Genomic DNA, 19,462 nt, shown 5'->3' with positions numbered 1-19,462 from the left:
CAGCAAAAAAATAGAGCTAAAGAAATTTCACTTCTAATGTTTTAGAAATTGTTTTTTCTACTAAGTCGTTATCCTTTTTTGACGAAATCGATTCATTTGTTTAATTAGCTCATCGTTTGTACAGTTTTTTGCTGAATAAAGATCAATAGTTATTGCTCCGTATCCCTTTGCCTTATTCATTTGAACTTTTTTTTGATTTTTTTTTAACATCCCCGCAAGCAGGTGCTTGTCTTTCACAAGATAAATCGAGACATACCATTGACCCGCAATTTGCTTTTTCTTAATTTTTTTAATTTTGTTCCATGGAATAAAAAGGCTGTGGTTATTGAAAGAAGTGTTGTAATAATATATTCCCTGTGTATTTAAGAGAACAATCTTCTTATTTTTTATCTGTCTAAAAAATATGGAAAGATAAAAAATCAAAAATAGTTCTGGGATAAAGGCATACATGTTAAATAATCTGCACACGAAGATAACTCCTATGAAACAAGCACTTAGACCTAATCCCGTATTTCGTACTTGTCTCCACTTACTTTGATATACTACAAATTCTTTTTCGATTTACTTAGCCACCTTTCGTAAAAACGGTTTAGATTGTTTAATAAAAGGCAAAAATAGCTATCGTTTATCATTTGTTAAGACTGTTAATAAAAGTATTGAAAACTAACAACCACGCTCATTCATGCTGCTATATAATATTTCCTGAATGTTCAGCTGACCACTGATCTTGATGAGGCTGATTAATTTTTACAAATGTCTTATCTTCCCAATCTTCAGGGCTTTGAATGTACGTCTCAAAATCAATAGTCTCTACTAACCACTGTTTCGTATCACTATCAAAAATAAGTGTTACTGTCGCATTATCATTATTAACTGCTATACCGATAGGAATATTTTCTTCTGTTTTAAATTTTAGCTCCAGCTTATAATCCGTGTAGATGTCGAAACTTATTTTATTTTTTTCGCTATCGCTAAATTTTAAAGAGCTATTATTTAGAATGATTTTCTGATATCTTTGATTCACACTTTCCAAGTAGGGTTTTAATGTTTCAAATGACTTTATTGTCTCCTTTTTTTGTTCCTCGCTTACCCCGGTCAGATCTTGAAAATTTAATTCTGAAGCTATTGCTGTTCCCATTGATGAAAAATAGTTAGACACTCTTGATCCCAAATAATTTTGGAACTTCCTATCATGCAGATATAAAGAACTATCATCTAGTTCAAAGGTATGATTATCATTGAGGTCCTCATTCTTAGAAAATTTCGTAGTGCCAAATTTTTCATTGGTCACTAAATAAGTGATTCTATACTTTCCTGCTATTAAAGGACCAAACTTATTCCCTTTTTTTCTATCTAGAACTTCATTTCCTACGGTTATTTCAATTTTTGAAGGAGAATTTTCGTCTAATGTCTCTACATTTAGGTATTTTGGAATAGGGAAAAAATACTTCTTTTTATACCATTTTTCACTATTAATTTTTTTGAAGGAGGAGCGGTCTAAAAAAATCTTTCTTACTTTTTTTTCTGTTATTTTTCCCTTCAGGCTGTCTTGAAATCGATCATAATCAACTCGTCTCACTTTTTTTTGGTCGGTGAATTTAGGACATATTTCTTTAAAACGACTATATTCGTCTTCCTTTAATGCCGTGGTTAATTCTTTTATCCTATAGTTTAACGAGTTCCTATAGCCCACATATCCACTTGCAAATAGTACTAATACAAAACTGCTGAGAATCGCAATCATTACTTTTTTTTATTCATCTAAGCCACCCATGAAAATAGATTTTAGATCATCAAATTGATAATTATCGCTTGAACTAGCCGTATCGATCTTCCACTTGTCTTTCTCTTTCGTAAGAATCAACTTGTAGCCGTCTTTAGGCATGTACTGCGGTTGTCTTGGCGTTGTTTGATCAAACTTTGTTGGTAATTGTTGAATTAGATATTTTTCACTATCCTGAACGGCTTTGTCATAGTCTTCGTATTTTCCTTCATTCTGCTCAACAAACGTCTCAACAATTGAACTGGCGTCTACATCATCAAAGCTAAGAACTGTGGGCTTGACTGTGATCACTGCTTTGTTTGGAAATAGTGCTTTTACTTCGTAATTAATTTCTGCTTTTTTCTGATTTACTTCTTCAAATTTTGTTATAAGTGTTTTTACTTCATCGTCAGAAGGGACATAGGAATCAAAATTATTTTTTAGTTCTTCTGAAAATTTTTGATTGAATTCATTGTGCTCTTTTACTAAATCATTACTGAGCAGTTCACTTTTTTTATCCGTCTCTTTCCCTAAAAAGACTTTGTTTAGATATTCTTCAGTTGCTTTTTTTACTTGATCGGAAGAATCTTTAAAATCTTTTGTGTTCACATCTACCACAATATCTTTTTCCTTCTTTTCAGAATCAGTAATCATTGGGGCATAATGTAGCTCGTACTTTTTATCTTTATCTACTTTGAAAATGACATACCCTTTTGTTGATTTTCCTCCCGAAAGATTTTCCATTTGCAACGTTTGAAAGTCACTTTCTGTGGAGTAGATATTTTTATTTGCAACTTTATTTCCTTCTTTATCGTACAGATTCAAATCATCTTGAATAATATTTATTGGGTCTTTCGTATTATTTTTAATTGATACATCCAATGCCAAATACCCTTCACCATCATTTACAGAATCACCTTCTTGCAACACATAAGTTCCAGAAACTACTTTTACTGTTGCTTCTTTAGAAGAAACTTCCTTTTTGTCGTTAGTACTTGCAGATTGGCTGCCTCCGCAAGCAGTGAATATAAAACATGATAGAATGAATAGACTTCCTAAAAAAAATTTTTTCATTTTGAACTTCTCCCTTTTTGTTAAAAGCTATAAAGCCATTTATTTCGTTTTATAGAATTGTTTTTAATTATTTTTTAAGCATAAATAGAGTGTGTTAAAATCTCATCTGATTGTAGTTTGATTAGTAATTCTTTATCTATGCGATATCCTTTTCCCCAAAAAGTATGGATGGCTGTAGCCTTTAAAGGGGTTTGTTGAAATTTTGTTTTTATTCTAGAGATCGTACTCGAAAGAGAAGCTAGATGTGACTTATTTGCATCCTCTCTCCACAATTCACGGCAGATCTCTTCTCGTGACACAATTTGATTTCCAGCATTGATCAATATAGCCATAATCTTAGCTTCCGTATGTGACAAACGTTGTAAAACTTCAAGATAAAGCGGAACATCACTTCTATCATTTTTTGAATTTTGAAATAAATGTGGCTGCAAAGAAGTCACACTGCGTGATAATTGAATTTCTGTGCGTTCCTTTATGTGTTCATCACTTTGTTCAACAAGAGCACCCAATGATGATAAGCATTCCCTCAATTCATCAAGAGAATCTTTCGTTGAAATAATTGCATTTAATAGGCCAATCTCTAAGTAATGTTGATCAATTTCAGTAACTTTTGTTCCCACTTTACGAATTATTGATAAAGATAAGGGCTTGAAAAAAGTAGTGAGTTTGGTAAGCTCTGATTCACTAATACTTTCGCTCAAAATAACATATTGAAATAATTTAAATAGATCTAAATTATATTTTTGCTCGATACACTCGTTAAACAGTTTTGTCGAACAGTACACTTCGTAATTTAATAGTTGTAATTTGTTTTGCAGTTCTCGTTCTGTCAAAATATTTTTAGTTAAAACCAAAACTCTATCCATACCTAAACCATCCATTCTTTTTCATTTTCAACTCTACAGAATGTGACTCCTCTTAAGTCTGTGCATTACTCATTAATGATCCTTTTGCTAATTGTTCAACCTTTTGCTCAAGATCAGTATAAATATCTAACACTGTCTCTTTTGACTCTGAAACTTCTAATAGAATTTTTCGTGCGCGATTGCCTATGGTTTCAACTTCTAATTCTGCTTCATCAATTAAGCGTTTGGCCTCTGATTGTGCTTCTTCGATTGTACGATTCGCTTGCTTTTTCGCAGAAAATAACACTTCACCAATTTCCAATTGTGATTGTGTAGATTCTTCTTTTAACTTATTTATTTGTTCAGTCAACTCTTCAATTTTCCGCTTTGCTTCAACTAATTCGTCAGGAGAAAATGAAAGTTCTTCGGTTTGCTTTACCAACAATTCTTCAAATTGCTGTAATTGTTGATTTTTTTGGTTGAGTACTTCCTCAGTAGTCTTTAAACGCCTAGTAACTTCTGCTTTTTCAAGTTGAACTTCTTCATATCTATTCGTTAATTCTTCTACTTTTTCAGTTAACTCCTTGATCGGCTCTAGATCATCACTCACTGAACTCTGTTCAGTCAATTCCTGTATCTTCTCTTTTAGTTCTACAATTTCTTTTTCAGCTAAATGAATAAGTAGTTCTGTATTCTTTTCTGCAGATTCATCTAGTTCATCGCTAGTATCAAGCTCTGACTCTAACAAACGAATCTTCTCTTGCGCTTGTTGAAGTGCTTCATTCAATTGTTCGATTTCCTTTTTATGTTGTTCATCCGAAGTCTTTTTTTCATTATTAATTTGATCTTGTTTTTCCTCCATACTCACTAATCGCTCCTCTAAATGCTTTTTTTCAATAACATTTTGCTTTAATTGATTTCTCAATTCTGATCGTTCTTCATTCAGTCGATTAACCTGTTGGATAACACTCGTATATCGCTGTACACTCTCAAAGTGTTGTTTTTTCACTTTTCTTATTTGATTTTCAGCTTTTAAAAGAGCCGCTTTTTGATTCTCACATGTTTCATTCAGTTTCTTGTATGCTTGTTGAGGCTCTGTTTTTTCGAAGTTTAATTTCTCCAATCGTTCCTTAAGGATAGAAATTTCTTTTTCTTGGTTCTCAAGGGTAACTGCTGTTTGTTGGAGAACTCGTTTGTCTTCTTCACTAGTTTCTGTCCATTCTTGTTTTTGAATCTGATAACTTGAAAGTTGTTCTCTTAATTGAGATATTTCTTGCTTTTGGTTTTCAATCGTTTCTTGATAGGTAGTCTTTTTTACTTTTTCTGCTTGAAGCGCTTTACTCTGTGTTTCTTTTAGCTCCTCTAATTCTTTAGATAATCGTTTATTATCTGTTAAATAATCTTCTTGCCGCTGAATCGCTAATGTTAATTGTTCTTTTAGGTACTCATTTTCCTTACTTTGATCCTCAAGCTCCAATTGCTCCTGTTCAATCTCATCATTCGTAAACTCTTTGATTTCATCAATCAAACTTTTATTGAAAAACCAATTATTTTTTTTAGCCATCAGCCTTTTCCTTTCCTCAGTTCCGGTTGAAATCTGAATTGCCCCTCATTATCTTTGACGTAAATCCCTTTATATAGATCGTTCCCCTTTTGATCATTGATTTGAATCTGCACTTCAGAAATTTTTTCTATTTCTTCGATTTCTTTAACAAAAGCGGAAATATTTTGACCGAGAATAACTAGATTCGCTTGTTTTGCAGCTACCGTACCTGTCAGTAATAGCGTCAGGTAATCGGCTTCATTTGCTGAAGAAAAGATAAAATTAGCTTGATCAATATATGGATTAAGTTGATTAGATAGTGATTTTTCTAATTGATTTTTTTGAGTAGCTGTTTGATTTTCGCTGACTAAACTATTTTTTAATCCTAAACCAGAGGAAGGATACCTTTTTAATAGAGGGCCTGCAGCCACATTCTCTTTCATCGTTTGAATCTCAGACTGAAATTTCTGATTGTTCGCTTGTACATCCTTCATGCTCATTTCCAAACGAAAAATCGAACACGTCGAGACGATAATCACTGCAATCATTCCAGTGAACAAATAGGTGAGGCTCTTCCTTAATTCCTTCTGTTTAAATTGCACAAACTTCGTTTTGAAAAGGCGTGACGTTTGTTTCACCGAGATTTGGTTTAAACGATAATGAATGGTTAACCGATAGGCTAAGCAGAGGGAGATGATCCCCATAATGATCAAATATCCTGTAGTAAACACCCTCATTATCCCTCCTTAAATAATCCACTGATTTGTTTCTAGCAACCAAAATAGGTTGTTGTATATATTTTGAGAACAAAGAATATTTGCTTTCTCGACTCTTCCCTCTATTGGTTAAGACTCTTTGGGTGAAAATTTAGACGTATGAGAATAATCGAAATAGTCAAAAGGTTTTTCTACTCCCTCAGTTGAAATCACTTCATTTTGAGCCAGCTGATCGACACGGCTTTTCAATTCATCATAGATGACCATGATTGCTTGACGGGATTCATCCACTTCAAATGAAATTTCTTTTGCACGGTCTTGGATCGTTTGGATCTCCTCTTCAGAATGCTGAATAATTCGCTGAGCATCTAATTTTGCCTTTTCTACCATACGATTCGCTTGTTTTCGAGCAGCCACTAAAACTTCTCCTATTTCATGTTGTGAATACTGTGCCTCTTGCTTTAGCTGCTCATTCTCTTTTTGAATAACCATAATTTGATGCTGCAACTCGGAGACTACTTCCCCTTCAATCGAAGAATCTCGTTGTTCTTCAATTAACTGTTGTATCAAGCTTTCCTTTTCTTCTAATGCCTGTTCTTTTTCAGCGATCCTCCGCTCAACATCAACAATTTTTTCATCTTTTTCATGAAGAATTTCATTTAATTCTTTGAGTTGTCTCTCAAATTGTTGATTAGAGACTTCCTGCTGTGACGCTTCAACTTTTTGCTTCATTTCTAAATCGTTGTATTTTTTTTCTGATTCTTTTAATTCTTGTTGAATCGCTTGGTAATCTCCCAGAGAAGCAGTTAAAGCTTCAATCTTTTCTTCTGCCTTCGCTAATTGTTTTTTTATACTGCTGGAGTCTTGTCTCTCTTGTAAATACTGTATTTCTTTACGATTTTGCCGAATTTCAGCCTCTAGATTTTGGATTTGTCGTCGATTCTGAATTTTATCTTCTCCATTTTGCAGGATCGTTTGCTTAAAATTTTCGTTTTCTCTTAAAAGGCGTTGTTTTTCTTCAGTTGCTTGTTTTTTGTACTGTTCGAATGCTTCCTCTTTTTCGTGAAGCATTTGCTTCAATTCTGTGAGGTCTTCACTTGTTTTTTCAACTTCAGATGTAGTGGGGGTAGGGGCATTCATCATGACATCTTCAGGAACAGAATTGATCTCATCAATAATATTTTTATTAAAAAACCAACCATTATTCTTTTTTTGTGCGTTCATAGTTCTCCCTCTTTCTTTACTCGTCTTCTTGAATTAGCTTAAAGTCTTCATTTGCGTTTTCTCGTGAAAATGTACAGCTGTAAACCTTTTGCTTATTTTTATCGTTCATCAAATTCATTTGAAAAGTGATTTGAGTTAGCTTTTCCACATTCTTGGCTTCTTTAGCGAACGCTTTAATATTTTCTTTGATCTGTTTCCTATTCTCTTCACTGCCTGAATCTCCAGCTAACGCAATATTTAATGTTTGTGTAGGAATATCTAAAACAATCAGTGTGGTAGACAGGCCAAAGTAAGGACTGACTTTTTCTGATAGGTCATTTTCAATTTCATATTGCTTTTCACGATTTTCATCAGAAAAAAGTTCTTCCCAAGAATAACCGCTTAGCCCAACCCCATTTGACGGATAGGCTTTGATAGGCAACTTGGTGGCAATCTTCTTTTGTTCCTTCTCCACTTTATAGATACGATCCTTCAGCTCATTATTCTGTTCTCCAAGAAGAACCATTTGATCGTTCATTCGAAATACGCTATAGGTGGTCAGGGATAATCCTATTCCCAAAAGCAAAGACAAAAATAGTAGTGCTGAAACATGTCTGCTTTGTTCCATTTGCTTCACATAATCTAGCTTTCTTTGAAAAGATAACGGTAAATTTCTAGGCAGCTTCAATCTATCTAATTGCCATTTAATCGCTATGCGTCGAAAACAAAGTATGAGTACCACAATCAGTACTCCTGCACTAATCCAATTTACAATCACCGCTTTTCTCCTCTTTTCGTATCATTCTCAGTCTAATTCTTTAGTATTGATGGAAATTGAAACTGAACCGTCCCTTCAATTGATTGTTTAGGGACAAAACCAAATGCTCGACTATCCTTTGAGACATCCACATGATCTCCAATAGTGAAGTACACATCTTCTGGAACAGCAGTCAATGACTTAATCTCTTCAGAGACGGATGGAGACAATTGAAAGGTATAGGTGGTCTCAAAGTCGCCCTTTTCTCCTACACTTAGAACAATCCGATCATTACGAACAAATAGTTTGTCCCCAGGCATTCCGATCACCCGCTTTACAAACGTTCCCTTTTCTCCTTCAACCGAAAATGCGATCACATCATAGCGGATAATCGTCTTCTTCTTTTTTACTAATACCGTGTCTTTTTCTGTTAATGCCGGTGTCATTGAAGTCCCTGAAATGGAGTGAATACTATACGCCTTTCTCACAAATTGTCCCGAGACAAACATGACAACTAACAATGAAAGCGTCAATATAGTCAATACAAGACTCTTAACTACCGAGCGTCGATAAGGACTCTCTGCTTTTTTTGTTTGACGAGAAGGGACATTTGTCATGAATTTCCTTGCTCCTTTCTACTACTTTAGTGCCCTTATTTTTGAACAGTAAAGGGATTATCTGCTTCCTCTCTTGAGTACGTTTCATCAATCAACGCACTATTTTTCTTCCCTTCTGCAGTCAATACTTTAATGTGAATTTTCATCAATTGAGGAATCAATTCTGCTTCCTGCACAAAGTATTGAATATTTCTTGCAATTAATTTTTTGTTTTCTTCTTCTTGTGTGTTGCTAATTAATGAGATAGATAGCGTTTTAGGGGATCTTTCCACGTTCGTAAGGACCCTTGATAGGCCAAAATAAGGTCCCATTTTGGTTGCGATCTCTGTTTCAAGTTCTACTTGTTCCTTATTGGCGCTTTTTTTATCAACGATTTTTTCCCATGCCAACTCCTTCAGACCAATACCTTCTTCTGGGTATTGCTTAACAGGCATCTTGGAAATGAGCTGTTTTTGCTCCACTTTTAAGGTGTGGACCTCTTCTTCCAATTGCTGAACCTGGTTCTTTGTATAGGCAAATTTACTCGAAAGAAGTACCACGATTGCTACTACTAAAAACAAAGCGATCACTATGCTTAGAAAAGTATATTGAGTGTATTTCTTTTGTTTTTGCTCTTCGATTTTTTCATACAAGCTTAGTTTTTCAAGTAAATGTGGAGGAGTATTCTTATTACTTCTTATTTGGTTCAACTTCTGTTGTTTCGCTAATTGATATAAAAGAACAATGAACAATGCGATCAAGAGTACAAGGCATATCCCACTAAGAACAAACAATCAATTTCCACCTCTCTAGTTAACTTCTCTATTTTTTTGTCCATAGGACTCTTTCCATTTTTCCTTCGATGTGTTTCTCAGAGATAAGTCCAAAGGAACGACTATCATTAGAAATATCAACATTGTCTCCCATAACAAAATAAGAATTCTCAGGAATCGAGGTTCGATTACTTAGCTTCTCTGCGACATCCTTCTCTAATTCAATTTGCATTGTTGTTTGAAACTTATTCCTATCGCCTAAATCAAGCGTCATCATATTGTCTTGAATGATATAAGTATCACCAGGTCGACCAATGACTCGCTTGACCAATAAATCACGTTTGTTTTTTTCGGAAAACGCGACAATAGTATATCTTTGTATTGGCATTCTCTTATTTATTAGTACCCAATCCCCATTGCTCAATGAGTGCTCCATTGAATTACCTGAAATTGGGTGGATAATAAACGTCATACGGATAAAGATAACAACTAAACTCATGAGAATTAGCGCTGGAACAAAACCAAAAGTCATCCTTTTTATTCTCAATTCTTATTCTGGTCCCTTCTCTATCACTTCGGTTCAATATAAGAAACGAGGGTTGATTTTGCTAACTCATTATTGATTACTCGGTAAGAAATCGTTGTTCCACCCACGACATTTCCTTCAGAAATAAGGATTCCATCTGAAGTGACTGCCTCAACAAACGCGACATGTCCATAGCGAGGATCAGACCCCGCGGTTCCTGGAGAGAAAGAAATTAAATATCCCGCAGTAGGTGTTTGGGTCACCTTGTAACCTAGTGCACGCCCCTTACTTCCCCATTCACCGCCATTTCCCATAAAGTCATCTACTTTTTTCCCTAGTTGAGCAACACGGTTATAGGCGTACCATGTGCATTGACCAACAGGATATGAACCCGAAGAATTGTAGTCCTTTCCGTCATAATCGGGAAATTTCATTGCTGAACGATACTCTGCTGGGATATTTTCTTTTCCTTGCAGTATGGCACTTGTTTGAGTTCCCTCAACACTTTTTGGAGCATCATATTGTGTTAAATGATACGCAGCAATCAATGAACTGATCTTTCTATTGTATGATGTATCTGTGGCATATTTTCCTGTCAAAGCGTCAGCAGCTCTCAGATAGTTTTTAGCATTTGATCGCCAGGCGGTTGAGTAATAATTCTCATTTCCTTGTATCCCTGATCGAATGAGTGTGACATAATCCCCTAAGGATTCGCCATAGTTCGGATAACTTCTAAATGCAGCGTTGATTGAATACATTTCACCGCTACCGGCATCCTCTTGTGTCGCAAAATTCACAAAAGAGCCTTTAAACGTTCCTTTTATCCCAAATAGATTGTGATATGGCGCAACGGATAATTGACTTGTTCCTGATCCACTTTCCAATATTGCTTGGGCGATCATTACTGAGGCAAACACATCGTATTTCAGACCTAAATCCCGAGCGTTATCAGAAATTTTTTCAATAAATGCAGTGGTTTGATCATTTTGTTGAATATCCATAGACGCTGGATAGTTTTTTTCTACTTCCTTTCCATAGTCAGTCATCGTTAGGCTCGTCATTTTGCTAGATTGAAAGGCTGTTTCTGGTTCATCAGAAGTAAATTTTTCGATAACGATTTCACCGAAAGGCTTCTCCTCATCTTTTTCTTTGTTTCGATAACTTAAATAATAGTCATCACCTAAATACATCCCGATTAAAGCGTCTTCTTTGTATAACAAATCCCCAGGTTCTTTTGTCTTACTGTCCGTTTTTTTGATATTACTGAATTCTTGACCAAATAGTTTCGTCGTAAGTTCATTTAATAAATTTTCCGAAGAATCAATTTTCACGTTGGATTCTTCTATTTTTCCCACTAAATGAATCCCTTCATAAATTAGAATTGCCTTATTTCTATCTTCAATTGTTTTCAATAGAGGTAATTCAAACCCATTCAAATCTGACTCCGCTACCTTACTGACACGAAGTTTCTCAGCAAGCTCGATTTTTTCCCCATGCGAAGAAAGCCCCAGCGTCTCGCCAGGATTACTATAAGTTGGTAATGCCGGTTGCACATTGACAGAAAACGGCGTTGGGTCTGGTGAATCGACTATAGCTTGACTAGGACTATTTACAGATACTTCTGAACTAGCTTCTTTTTTTATCGAGCCTTGAGTTCCTTTTTCTGGTTTCGAAGGTACTTTTGTTTCCTCCCTCGAATTAGAAGGTGCTGTTGATGACTCTTTCGGACGACTGCTACTTGAAGAAGTGACTGTACTGCTAGTGATTGTTGTATTGCTAGATGTCGTTTCGGTTGAACTAGTTTCGACAGAGGTCCTGCTAGTATCTGTGGTCTCCACACTGCTTGTTGAAGTGGAGGAATGTTCACTGCTAGCATCGACTTCATTATTGGATGTTTCCAGTGTGGCTGAAGTAGACTCAGCTTTTGATACTGAGGCGGACGACTCTTGGTTTTTTTCTTCCTTTTTCCCTTCTGTAGAAAGTTCTCCATTTTGACTCGCCGTTTCTTTTATTTGTTCTTGCTCTGAACTACTTGGAGGAACTGATGCAGAAGACTCAACCGTCACATTGGAATTTGTCGTATTGCTAGTTTCTTCAATTTTTAAAACTTCATCTGCTTTTAATTTTTCTCCGAATAAATTATGGAGAGTAAATGCACTGAGCCCAAGAATACATAGAGTTAGCAGTTTCTTTTTCATCATTTGTTCTCCTTAACGCATTAGACTGAAAAATAAGATCGGTAATAGAAAAAATAGGAACATCGGAATGATCGTTTGTAACGGATCTGCTACAAATCTAGCGGCAATCGCCATTGAGAAGCTTTCGAATTCGGTCACAGGTTCCTTTTTAACTACTACACCATCAGACTTCTTATCACTTTTTTTTAGATCCATTTGTTTTATTTGAGTCTCCGACGAATCGTCTAGTGGTTGGACACTTGTCAGTTTTCCTTGAACAACGCGACGATAAATTGTACCAATATTTCCTTCACATCGAACCAAAGTTATTTTCGCTTCTTGCTCATTTGACTTTTCTATATAAGACACCTCGGTATCTTTGACAACTTTATTTAAATTCACTTCATAGATGTAGATATCTTTGTAATCTGTAGCGTAAATCTTATCCCCATCCTTTAGTTTTTCTATTCTATGCAAGAGTAAGTCTTGATCATAGATATTATGAGCAAGCAGGACATAGTTATTCTTACCCAACTGCTGATCCAGTTTGTAAGTCGCTACCCCAGTTAATAGATTCTCGTTGGCAAGCCCTGCTAAAATTGGTAAATCGATCTGTGCTTCTGGAATGACTAATTTTCCGATTCCCCAATTATTAATCGTATCCTTTGTTACAGCCTTTGCGTGAGCGTAGTCCGCGACACTCACACTAGCAATTTGCTTTTCTTCATAGTTTGCTGTACTTATTTTATTTAAATTGTAGTCACTTAATGACTCTTCTTTCCCTATATCCGCCGCTGAAACCGTGGTTTCTTGTTGCATGTGAGCATAGCCGTAGATTGCTACTGCAAGGACAGATGACATAATGATGAATAGTAAAACAAAATAACCCTTTGTCACTCTAAAGAGTAATCTCAATCGTTTTCTAGCTTTTTCAGCAATTTTAGGATTATCCGATCTAAATCGTTTCACTTGATAGCGATAGATCAAAACCAGAATTAAAAATAGCAGGACATTGATTCCTATTGTTCCTAATACAATCGTTTGATAACTCCAGAGGTTACGCTTTTTGATTTTCTTTTTCATCGCATCTTTATAAGGAATTCTATGCCCCGTGACGAGTAACCGATATGTATTAATCCCAGGTGGCGTACACGTCAGCAATGTTACTTGGTCCTTTCCAGGAACAATTTTTACTTTGTCAGCTTCACTCGGCAAAATTTCCTCAAAAGAATCAATTTGATACGCTAACCGTTTTCCAAGAATATTGATGAAAAAAAGATCTCCTTCAGTTAGATTACGGATATCTGTGAAAAGAACCTGATTCTTAACCCCACTATGTCCAGTTATAACAGCTCGAGAATTTTTGCCGCCTACTGGCACTGACGATTCTTTTAAATGTCCGAGTCCTTTGTCTAATGTTTTAAAAGAGGTGCCATGAAAAAAAGGCATTTTTTTAATATCAATAGCTGGAATATCGATGGTGCCCATTACTTTGGAGCTATTTTTTAGCACAGATTCATAAATAATCGGCTCTTCTTTTTTTCCTTGTTGTTTCTCAAAAATATACTTGTTGTATTCTTTCGCTAACCGATATTGTTCCTCGCGCTCCTTTTGGCTCATCTTCTCAAGGACATTATCGTAAGCAGTGGAGGCTTGACTTCGTTCACGATTTGCTAAATAATTGCCAACTATTGGATACAAAAGAATAGCTACACCAGAAAAGATCATTATTATCGCAAATTTCATTAATAAAGAGTGGGAACTTTTTTTTCGATTTTTCACCAAACTACTCCCCTTCTTTTTAAAAGAAGAAGCGTGGATTCCCAACGCTTCCTCTAGATACATTTAGTAATAATGTTTCTTGGATCGCAGCATTCGAATACCTATGACTCCCATTAAAGCTAAAAAAAGAATGATCACATAAAATGAGTAGTAGGAGCCGATCGTACCGCTTGTTTGTGGGATACGTTCGGGGCTAGTTCCATTTCCCGTTGTTGCTTTTTTGGGATCAATAGCTGCTCCTCCTGCTATACTCGATTTTGGGTAAAGATAAACATCATTTAGTGCCTGACCATTACGCTGGGGCAGAGGAAGCTCCAAGATAACTGGTTCCATTGGCTCTTTGATTTGATTATTTGCTTTTTCTATCACACGGTATGTTCCCTGAACCAATCCTGGGAGTTGGGCCTGACCATTACTATCTGTTGTAACCGTCTTGGTGAAGGCGTCCGCTCCTTGTATAGCTTCAAACTGAGTTGTTCCATTGACAGGAGACACACGGGTAATCTCATAGCTGATTCCTGGAAGCAGTTCAAATGATTTCCCCTCTTTGTTCACTGCTTTTTCGGCTTTTGTTCCATCTACGGGTAATGGATTTCCTGCTAAATCAGCATCGGTCAGTTTGTACTTTACAATCGTTACACTGTATCCTTGGTCTTCAGCAAATACCTGAAGCGGTGATGAAAAGCTGATTACCAGAAGGAAAAGTAGGGAGAGCCCTTTATACAATTTCTGTTTCATTGGTTACTCTCCTTTCTTTTTTGGTTGACGATAGTAATACGTAATACCACCAAATCCAGCAGCCATCGTTATTGCTGCACCAATTAGAAGCCCAAACACCCATTTATTTGCACCAGTGAAAGGCAATTCTGTTGACTTATCATCTGAGGCAAATAAAGCAACATTCTGATTTCCTTCTACAACTTCTACATCAATCAATTCCTTGATAAGCTCATACCCTTCAGGAGCCTTCGTTTCCTTAAGCTGATAGCTTCCTTTGTACAGATATTCGAACATCAAATAGCCATTTGTATCCGTATCAGCGGTCGCAATGGGTATCGTTTCCCCTTTTTTATAGATTTCAAATGTTGCGCCTTTTAATGGCTTCCCGGTTGCTTTTTCTTCGTCACTTAGCTTTCCATCCCCATTTGCATCAACTGCGCTGCCTGTTTCAAATTTAAAGAGACGGATAGTTGCCGGACGAATTAATCCGAGATTCACATTTTCAATTTTGTACGTAGGCGCTTCGGCATTCTCGATACTATTCAAATCTTTTAACAGTGGTGCCTTGTATCCAGGCGTTTTATAGGTATCCGGGTCCGCTTTCGAGTTTTTTGTTGGATCGTCCCCAACCTGCTGTTTTGTGACATGGAATTCTTTTTTCTCTACACGGCTACCTATAACAAACTCCGCAACATAGGTTCCTTCTGGTATCGCCGCAAAGGTATATTTTCCATTTTTGTCCGTTTTAATCAACGAGTTTCCAGATGAATCAACAAACTTTTCACCTGTTAAACTAGCTTCAACCAATTTATCTTTGTAATTTTCATCAGCCAAGCTTGTTCGATAAAGTTTTACTGGGATATCCTTAGCAAATTCTTCTAGGCCACCTGCTGATTTATTCCCAATTAACCCATCCAAATTATCGTCATACCAAACGACACCTGTTAACTCACGTCCATAAACTCGTGTCCAGACTGCTTGTGATTCTACCGGCATATTTAGCCTGGAGTTCATACTTGCATCATTGACAAATACATCTCCAGCTTTTTGAGCTGTAGGTTTAACCTTCACTGTTAATTCGACTTCCTTACCAACATCTAACGAAGGAACTGAAACTAGGACAGCTTTCGCATTCTTTATAGCAGATGCTGCAGTCGTTCCCGAGACATAGTTTGACCATCCTGAAATAGTATTTGGATCTGTCTTTTCATCCGCTGAGGAATTCGTATAACTGATGGTGGCTGCAGGCTCGTTAACAGAAATTTCTTCAATCGTGTAAGTTCCTGAAAGCTTGGTCCCTCGAGAGTCTCCATCATAAGGTAAGACATCTAGTAACTTGGCTTCTGGAATTGCAGCGGCACTGTTATTCACCATCTTCACCTTATAAGTAATCATGTTATCCACACCTAGAGGATCCGTTTCGCCAAGTTCGATTGCTGGTTTATTGGCCTTCTTGCTTAAAATGACTTGCTGAATTAGCATAATAATGAAATCATCTTGTGAAGAGCGAATCCCTTCAGTACTTTTATCATTTAATGTAGGATTCCCACTAACCCACATTTCTCCAACAGTTTTAACTACAAGACTATTCGTATATCCACTCTCTTTAAAACTCAACTGAGAAAAATCTGATTTTGCTTTAAATTTTACTTCTATTCCTAATTTCCGTTGGTCATTAGTTAATTCACTGAATACCCAACGAAGGCTTGTTGTTCCGCCCTCGTTCACTGTGATGGTAGGTTCTGGTAATTCATTCCCATTACCATCGACTGAAGAATCAGGTTTGTAAGAAATACCTTTAGGTAGAGTGGTTGTAAGGGCTCCATCATAAGTAACCGTATCACTTCCAGTCATTACTCCGGTTACTTTTATATCAATATCTTGATTTGATTGATAAACTTTTTCAAATACCTCAGTCTTAGTAGTAATAGCCATGTTTTTTACATAGGCACTATCGCCAATAAAATTCCAATAATCCATGTAATCAGTGGCTTTACCAACAATATTCCCCGAGCTGTCAAATCTTGTCGGGACATATGTTCCATATCCTTTAGCATTTGTATAAAAACCATTTTTTGCTGAGGAATAGCCATTGTTTGCTGTTTCTGCTGGTGCTTGATATAAAATATCACCATTCTCTTTAAAAAATTTATGTGAGCCTGTAACCACTATAGGTTGACCGCTTTTACTTTTGTCTCCAGAATTAGCTATGACTATTACAGGTACTTTCATTCCAACTGTCAAATTTTTGTAGACACTTGGATCATGATCATAAGCTGCTTCAGCATAAACTGCACTAATACTCCCTTGTTTTTCTGCCTCATCAGGAGAATCATACCAATCGTACAAAAGTTTATCGGAATCGACTTGCGATACTCGCATTGTATAAGGTGGTGTCTGTTTTAAACTTTTTGCTATTCCATACTTTAAAATATAACTCCCATTTTTTGTTGACCATAGATCAAAAAGTGCAGCTCTCGATTTATCATATTCGAATGCTGTTGGATCCCATTCAAGTATAGAATTTGAACTTTTTGCTATAGTAGTGTTAGATGAAGCATCATACCTAGATAAATATACTGCTTGTCCGGTAGAAACTTGTGAATTACCAAAATTTTCGACGGTTCTGCCTTGACCTGGGGTTGAACTAGAGTAATAACTTCCTTCTATTTTGTATCCACTGTCTGAAGGAGATAAAATTGTAGTATATCCCCAATAACTCCCACTGGGTGTAACATTATTTTGATAGGAAATAGAGGAATCATTAGATGTCGATATTCCATCATACGAAACTTTATCGACATATAAAGTCATAGTATATTGTGTCCATTTATTAGCAAGACTCGCATTTATAGTTTTCGTTTTATCCCAATAAAAAACCATTTCTAAACTAGAGAAGCTTTTGGCCATTGCTGTTTGTGTCCTGTTTCCAGTCATATTGTAAGTATATGGATTCAAAATACCAACATAATTACTATTTGAAACATCTGTTGTATATGTTCCATTCGTACTTACAAAATCTCCAGAGTTATATACGCCTATTTTTTCTACATTTTCTTCGGGTTGAGACATATATATTGCTCCCGTATTTGCATTAGGTATATCTAAAGGTCTTGTAAACTTATCGACATTAACTGTTCCAGTTTTCTTCCAAGAACCTTGACTACGATTGTTGATTGCAGGTGCATATGCTTTCATTGTAAATGGGTTATACTGTGCAGTTGTTAAATCGCCGGCGTTAGCGCTACCTTTTTGCTTTATTTGATAAGTAATTGGTCCTTTTGGAAAAGTTGAACCCTTATAATCTTTTTTTCCGGGCAATGTTTGTAATGTTGTTGCTATCCCAACGTCATAGGAAGCCACTTTATCATTAGTTACTCCAAACACAGAGCTATCTTTTACTTCTCCCTGAGTCAATTGAACACCTACAGATGGTTTTGCTGAGACTGTTGTTATGGGTGCTTTTAAATTTGATAGAGAATTCACATCATATACTGCATTAATATTCTCTATTTCACCAGTTTTCACATTCTTCGCATCCACTATTTCCAACTTAATTGTCGGTTGTATTTTCACACCTTGATTAGAACCATAAACATTCAGAATTACTGGTACAAAAACTTGACCAGAATCGGATATCACAGACTCCATAACCCCTCTAGAAGATTGTGAGGCATCTCCTTCGGCACTATCAATGTATGTACCATTTGCAATTTCTCCATGATTTCGTGGTATAGAATCTATAACTTCCACTGCATTTGGCATCTCAGCAATTACACGATATCGAATATCAGTATATTCAACGTCTTTCCTAATGTTTTGAATTGAAAAGGATGTCAGATAGCTTATTTGATCAAAAGTCCTAACAATATCATTGTCTTCCCTAGAATCATTACCGGGAGAATCATCATTATCAAAATCTGCTGTTCCTGTCTTAACAGATAGATTGGCATCTCGGATAATAATTGGTGAGTCCTGTTCAGATTTGGTCTTAGCTTCAATTTGAGCTGCAGTATTTTTCAGAAAAACTGGTTTTTTTAGAGAATCTTTTTCTGTATAATTTCCTTTTTCAAGTTCCTCATCTGTTTTGTCGGTTTCTTTTGTTTCAACAAACAATACTCTTTCATAGCTTTTTGGTGAGCCTATTGGTACCTGAGCAGACGACTCTTCCTCACCAGTTTCCTTTTGAACAGGCGGATCATTTTTATTCTCCGTGCCTTTCGGATTTTCTTCTTCAACAGTCTTTGTTTCTTCTGACGGTGAACTCTGATTAACAGCCTCTTCGGATAAACTGCTCGTTTCCTCTGTCAATGATGGTTGTGTTTCTTCGGAGACTTGTTCAGACGAATCTTCTTTACTCTTAGTTGATTCTTTTGTTTCTTTATCAACTATAAAGTCCACAAGCACCTGGCTTTTCTTTTCGTCTTCTCGACTTTGTAGCTCCACTTTAGTCGCATTTGAACCATTTCGCTCAACACGTAAATATAAGCTGCTTCCTTTTTCTAAATTCAAATAGTATGAATCTAGTTCTCCAGAGGACGTAATCTGTGCAAATTCAGGAGCTTTTTCCTTAATTTCTGAACTTTCTGTCTTTGAATCACTTGAGGCTTCATTACTGGCTTCCTGTCCACTGTCACTATTATAAAAAGTAGACATATAATTCTTCTCATCGAAAATGGAAACCGTTAATTGTTCGTTTTTCTCATCGATTAAAGTGAGTGAATAGCCAGGATCTTTTTTTACCTTATAGAGCCCAGTCTCTTTGGCCACGACCTTGATCAAAGCGCTATTTTCAGTCGTCTCAATCAGCTGATCTTGACCTTTTTTATCTCCTATAGGTGAAACATCAACCAAATCACGAGAGCTTAATGCTTTTAATATTGGACCTTTAGGAGTGATCAAAAAAATGATCACTCCTAAAAGGATAATGATGGGAAGAATTATAAGCATTTTTTGTGACTTATTTACTTTCTTCATTGTTCCCATCC

At 36.1% G+C, this 19,462-nt stretch carries 15 protein-coding genes; all 15 read right to left on the bottom strand.

What is annotated here, in order from left to right:
- Nucleotides 1–60 precede the first annotated feature (60 nt).
- The 15 genes from J9537_RS04315 to J9537_RS04245 all read right to left on the bottom strand — a co-directional run bounded on the left by J9537_RS04315 (nt 61) and on the right by J9537_RS04245 (nt 19,451).
- Nucleotides 61–561 (bottom strand): STM3941 family protein, encoded by a 501-nt coding sequence (locus J9537_RS04315; RefSeq protein ID WP_280640438.1) that lies wholly within the window; start codon nt 559–561, stop codon nt 61–63.
- 127 nt (nt 562–688) lie between these two features.
- Nucleotides 689–1,744 (bottom strand): hypothetical protein, encoded by a 1,056-nt coding sequence (locus J9537_RS04310; protein WP_218256841.1) that lies wholly within the window; start codon nt 1,742–1,744, stop codon nt 689–691.
- A 9-nt stretch (nt 1,745–1,753) separates the two neighbouring features.
- A complete protein-coding gene (locus tag J9537_RS04305; RefSeq protein ID WP_218256840.1) occupies nt 1,754–2,836 on the bottom strand; it encodes a DUF5105 domain-containing protein in 1,083 nt (360 codons plus the stop codon).
- A gap of 74 nt (nt 2,837–2,910) precedes the next feature.
- Entirely contained in the window at nt 2,911–3,702 is a 792-nt protein-coding gene (locus J9537_RS04300; RefSeq protein WP_218256839.1) for a helix-turn-helix domain-containing protein, read from the bottom strand.
- A gap of 52 nt (nt 3,703–3,754) precedes the next feature.
- A complete protein-coding gene (locus tag J9537_RS04295; protein WP_218256838.1) occupies nt 3,755–5,245 on the bottom strand; it encodes a coiled-coil domain-containing protein in 1,491 nt (496 codons plus the stop codon).
- On the bottom strand, nt 5,245–5,955 hold the full coding sequence (locus J9537_RS04290) for a hypothetical protein (protein ID WP_218256837.1): 711 nt from the start codon (nt 5,953–5,955) through the stop codon (nt 5,245–5,247). Before J9537_RS04290 ends, J9537_RS04295 begins: the two co-directional genes overlap by 1 nt.
- 114 nt (nt 5,956–6,069) lie before the next feature.
- Nucleotides 6,070–7,164, bottom strand: coding sequence for a coiled-coil domain-containing protein (locus J9537_RS04285; RefSeq protein ID WP_218256836.1), 1,095 nt, complete (start codon nt 7,162–7,164; stop codon nt 6,070–6,072).
- A 16-nt stretch (nt 7,165–7,180) separates the two neighbouring features.
- Complete coding sequence (locus tag J9537_RS04280) at nt 7,181–7,921, bottom strand: hypothetical protein (RefSeq protein ID WP_218256835.1); 741 nt, start codon at nt 7,919–7,921, stop codon at nt 7,181–7,183.
- A gap of 32 nt (nt 7,922–7,953) precedes the next feature.
- Nucleotides 7,954–8,517 carry a signal peptidase I gene (lepB, locus tag J9537_RS04275; RefSeq protein ID WP_218256834.1) on the bottom strand — a complete coding sequence of 188 codons (564 nt, stop codon included), beginning with the start codon at nt 8,515–8,517 and terminating at the stop codon, nt 7,954–7,956.
- 35 nt (nt 8,518–8,552) lie between these two features.
- Nucleotides 8,553–9,290 carry a hypothetical protein gene (locus tag J9537_RS04270; RefSeq protein WP_218256833.1) on the bottom strand — a complete coding sequence of 246 codons (738 nt, stop codon included), beginning with the start codon at nt 9,288–9,290 and terminating at the stop codon, nt 8,553–8,555.
- A gap of 28 nt (nt 9,291–9,318) precedes the next feature.
- Complete coding sequence (gene lepB, locus J9537_RS04265; protein WP_218256832.1) at nt 9,319–9,801, bottom strand: signal peptidase I; 483 nt, start codon at nt 9,799–9,801, stop codon at nt 9,319–9,321.
- Nucleotides 9,802–9,839: 38 nt separating this feature from the next.
- On the bottom strand, nt 9,840–11,993 hold the full coding sequence (locus tag J9537_RS04260; protein WP_218257325.1) for a glucosaminidase domain-containing protein: 2,154 nt from the start codon (nt 11,991–11,993) through the stop codon (nt 9,840–9,842).
- Between the two features lie 12 nt (nt 11,994–12,005).
- A complete protein-coding gene (locus tag J9537_RS04255) occupies nt 12,006–13,757 on the bottom strand; it encodes a sortase family protein (protein ID WP_376713197.1) in 1,752 nt (583 codons plus the stop codon).
- 60 nt (nt 13,758–13,817) lie between these two features.
- Nucleotides 13,818–14,492 carry a pilin N-terminal domain-containing protein gene (locus tag J9537_RS04250; protein WP_218256831.1) on the bottom strand — a complete coding sequence of 225 codons (675 nt, stop codon included), beginning with the start codon at nt 14,490–14,492 and terminating at the stop codon, nt 13,818–13,820.
- Between the two features lie 3 nt (nt 14,493–14,495).
- Nucleotides 14,496–19,451, bottom strand: coding sequence for a SpaA isopeptide-forming pilin-related protein (locus tag J9537_RS04245; protein ID WP_245001288.1), 4,956 nt, complete (start codon nt 19,449–19,451; stop codon nt 14,496–14,498).
- Nucleotides 19,452–19,462: the final 11 nt, after the last annotated feature.

This window comes from Enterococcus raffinosus (genome assembly GCF_019175485.1).
In the GTDB taxonomy this organism is placed as follows: Bacteria; Bacillota; Bacilli; order Lactobacillales; family Enterococcaceae; genus Enterococcus_A; species Enterococcus_A raffinosus.
Note: the sequence above shows the minus strand (reverse complement) of the source record. Positions and strands in the feature narration are given on the sequence as shown.